Here is a 3,749-nt window from a genome sequence, read left to right on the forward strand (position 1 = left end):
GATGTTACTGCAATCAATCGAAGTAAAAAAGTGGGTGTCGTGAGTGATGCAAAAATTAACAACACTATTATCGAGGCACTTTCTGAAGATATGAAGCTTTGGTTGAACAGTGATCCGGATGTAAAACGAGTACCAGGCGGCCTATTGCTTCATACTGAAACACAAGAGGCAACTGTCGACGCTATATTTGTTGCTGCTGGGCGCAAACCAAGTCTTTGTCAGCTTGGTTTAAAACGTTTGGGGCTTAAGATTAATGGTAACGGAGTGCCCTCTTTCAATCGTCATAGTATGCAAATCCAGGATTATCCGATTTACATAGCTGGTGATGCGACTGATGAACGGGCCGTGTTGCACGAAGCTGTTAATGAAGGCGAGCGAGCTGCCTATAATGCATTGCATAGGAGGAATAAGCAGGCTCCACATCACGGTGGGATACAGATTATTTTCACCAAACCTGTGACGGCGATTGTGGGGGACACTGAATATGCTATGCGTCATGATGATATCGTTATTGGAGAGGCGAACTTCGAGGACCAAGGGCGTGCTAGAATAGAGAGTGAAAATTTTGGAAGAATCCGCCTGTTTGCTGACCGAAATAGTGGCTGTTTGCGTGGAGCAGAAATTATGGCGCCAGCTGCCGAACACCTTGCACATTTCTTAAGTCTGGGGTTGGTGCAACACTTAACTCTTAGCCAAATTCTAAAAACACCTTTTTATCATCCTTCGCTAGAGGAGGGGTTAAAGTCGGCATTAGAGGGTGCGCTCAAAAAGTTGGAAAATAGATAATTTATACTCTGTTGATGCTATGGGGTTTTGCTTCCTCTCGCATACTGATGTTGATCTTCATATTCTCTAAAACGTACAGGCAATTGCTTGTTCCATATTGAATAGGAGTAAACTTATGACACATACAGTATCAGCAACATTCAAGACAGATTCAGCTGCGAGAGAAGCGTTGCTAAAACTCGAGGTAGCAGGTTTTTCCGAAAAACAAATGAGCTTGGTTGCAACAGATAGCTCTGTCGGTCAGTCCTTTAATATAGAAAAGGGAACTAAAGCAACTGAAGGCGGTGCTGTTGGTGCGTCCGCAGGTGGCATTATTGGTGCTATCGCGGGTGGTTTAGCCGCGGCCGGTACAATCCTTATTCCAGGTGTGAATTTGGTGGTGTACGGTACGGCAGTCGCTGCAGCTGCAGGCGCGGGCGTTGGCGCCGCGACGGGTGGTTTGACCGGTGCATTGGTTGGATTTGGCGTTCCAGAGTATGAAGCCAAGCGATATGAAAATGAAGTAAAAAATGGTGCGATTTTGCTTGTTGTCGAAGCTGATAGCTCTGAACGGGCTGAAATCATTCAGGACATATTTAAACAAGGGGATGCGTACAACATCGCCGCTTAATATTTTTTCTTCTATAGAGCCAATAAAAGTTTAAAAGGAGAATTTTATGTTACGCAAATTGACGATGACAACAGCAATAACAGCAACATCCGTAGTGGTTTTTGGGGCTGTTGCACAGGCTGAAAAAAAAGATCCTTATAGTGATGCTTATCAGAACGAGAGCGCGATTAGTATTACAGGTACAGTTACGAAAGCTTATCCCGAAGCATTTGAGCTGCGTTATGGCAAACAGGGATCAATTACCATCGAGATGGATGATTGGGACTGGTATGATGAAGCTCGTGCAATCAAGGTTGGTGAAAAGGTTACCGTTTATGGTGATATTGATCAGGACCTTTATGAAGCGCGCAAAATTGAGGCAGACAGTATTTATGCACACAGTCGGAATACCTATTATTTTGCGAATGATGCGGATGAAGAAGATTATTATTCTACTTACTACTTCACACCAAGAACATCTAACCTAGATGATATCCCGGACGATGCTCTCGTTAATATCCGCGGTACGGTTCAGAAGGTTGATGGCCGTGACTTTGTCTTGGGTGTTGGCGAAAACAGTATCACAATTGATACCGATGACATGAGTTATAATCCATTGGATGATAAAGGATATCAACGTATCAAGAAAGGCGATACAGTTTATGTATCTGGTGAAATGGACAAGGATTTCTTTGACGAAAATGAAATCGAAGCGGACCATGTCGTAACGCTTTATAAGGCTAAGAAGAAATCTTGATCTAGTCGGTTATTCTAGAGAGAAATAATCTAGATGGTAAAAGCCCCCTTTCTTTTGAAAGGGGGCTTTTTGTCATTCGGCAGCTTTTATGTTGGAATGTTTTTATAGAGCCTTGGCCTAGAGTAATCACATCAATGATTAATGATGTTTGTTCTCTGAAAGCTCAGCCCGTATTGGGTTGTTACCTATATATGGAAGCTTCTTCTACTGTTTCTAACTATTCTGTCTGGCGAAGAAAGTTAATTTTTTAACCGCCTGTGAAAAAGGGTATGTCTAGGCCTTTGTGTATGAAGCTATCGCGTCCATTATTTCCATTCGATAGCCAATACCGGGCTCTGTAATGACGTAAGTGGGATCTTTGACATCGGGTTCGATCTTTTCCCGAAGCTGACTGACATAAACGCGGAGATATTGCATATCTTCGCCGTGTGCAGGGCCCCAAACATCTTTTAAAAGCTGTTTGTGGGTAATCATCTTGCCGCGATTAATCATGAAGTAGCGCAACAACTCATATTCTTTTGGTGTGAAGAATGTACTTTCGCCATCAACAAAAACCTCGTGACGTACCAGATCCATTTTGATGCGACCATTTTCTAAATCGGGCTCCCCTGCCTCTTGTGTTGCCGATTTCCGCAAGTTGGCTTCAATACGTGCAAGCAGGATATCTGGATTAAATGGTTTTGTGACATAGTCATCTGCTCCGCGCCCAAGTGCATCAACAACCTCGCTATCCGCGTCACGGACTGAGCAAACAATAATCGGGACTTGAGACCACTCTCGGATACTGTCAATGACCTCTTTACCGTCCATGTCGGGCAAGCCAAGATCAAGAATGATCAGGTCAGGCTTAATTGATGCACTCATCCTGACAGCTTGAGCTCCACTCTCACACTCTTCGGGTTTATACCCTTCACTTTTTAGGGTAATCTTGAGTAATTTCCTTATCTGGGGTTCATCATCAACAATAAGTATCGTGTTTTTTTTATTCGTAATCGTGTCTGTCATAATATCTTCTCGGTTAGAGCTCAATTCGTGTCATATCTTAAAAATCCATAGGAAATTAACATGGCACATATAAATTCCCCATACGTTTTTACTGTACTTTTCTGGCTGACTAACTGATCAAATAGTTTCCTCTCACGATTAATAGAGGGCTTCTGTATGGTCGGTATGTATGGGCATCATTAAAATTATCGGTGGTCGCGTGCCCCCGCAACCAATATAATCAACGCCTTAGTCGGAAATGACTAAGGCGTTTTTTGTGACGCGGAAGCAGGTAGTTTCTGTTGGGTGTGCATGAGGGGCCAGCAAAGGGTAGTTGCACGGCTTACCTTGTTTAATATTACCCCATCTTTTTAGCGAGATCGGCTGCTTTAAGGTTTGTATAACGTTTAAGGCTTTGAAGGTCTTTATGGCCAGAAACTGCAGCTACTTCCATGACGTTCCAGTTTGCCTCAAATAACCTTGAGATAGCTTCGTGCCTGAGATCATGGAAATTAAAGTGCTCCAGTTTGGCGCGTTTTCTGGCTCTCTCAAAGGCATTTTTTATTCCTTCGGCGGTTGTTCGCAGAACTTGCCCGCTTTCTTGTTGTGGTAAGTTTTTCAGTGTTTTTATCG

The 3,749-nt window shown here is 43.3% G+C and carries 5 protein-coding genes; 3 read left to right on the plus strand and 2 right to left on the minus strand.

Annotated features, from left to right (window positions below):
* The 3 genes from Q0241_RS21280 to Q0241_RS21290 all read left to right on the plus strand — a co-directional run.
* Positions 1-786, plus strand: a 786-nt coding sequence (locus Q0241_RS21280) for an FAD-dependent oxidoreductase (RefSeq protein ID WP_299381092.1), incomplete at its 5' end; no start/stop codon positions are given.
* A 115-nt stretch (positions 787-901) separates the two neighbouring features.
* Positions 902-1,396, plus strand: coding sequence for a hypothetical protein (locus tag Q0241_RS21285; protein WP_299381094.1), 495 nt, complete (start codon positions 902-904; stop codon positions 1,394-1,396).
* Between the two features lie 46 nt (positions 1,397-1,442).
* Entirely contained in the window at positions 1,443-2,132 is a 690-nt protein-coding gene (locus Q0241_RS21290) for a hypothetical protein (RefSeq protein WP_299381096.1), read from the plus strand.
* A gap of 273 nt (positions 2,133-2,405) precedes the next feature.
* Here the strand turns inward: Q0241_RS21290 and Q0241_RS21295 are convergent, their stop codons facing one another.
* Entirely contained in the window at positions 2,406-3,137 is a 732-nt protein-coding gene (locus tag Q0241_RS21295; RefSeq protein ID WP_299381097.1) for a response regulator transcription factor, read from the minus strand.
* 337 nt (positions 3,138-3,474) lie between these two features.
* On the minus strand, positions 3,475-3,749 hold a 275-nt coding region (locus Q0241_RS21300), incomplete at its 5' end, for a tyrosine-type recombinase/integrase (RefSeq protein WP_299381099.1).

Source organism: uncultured Kiloniella sp. (assembly GCF_937128705.1).
Taxonomy (GTDB): domain Bacteria; phylum Pseudomonadota; class Alphaproteobacteria; order Kiloniellales; family Kiloniellaceae; genus Kiloniella.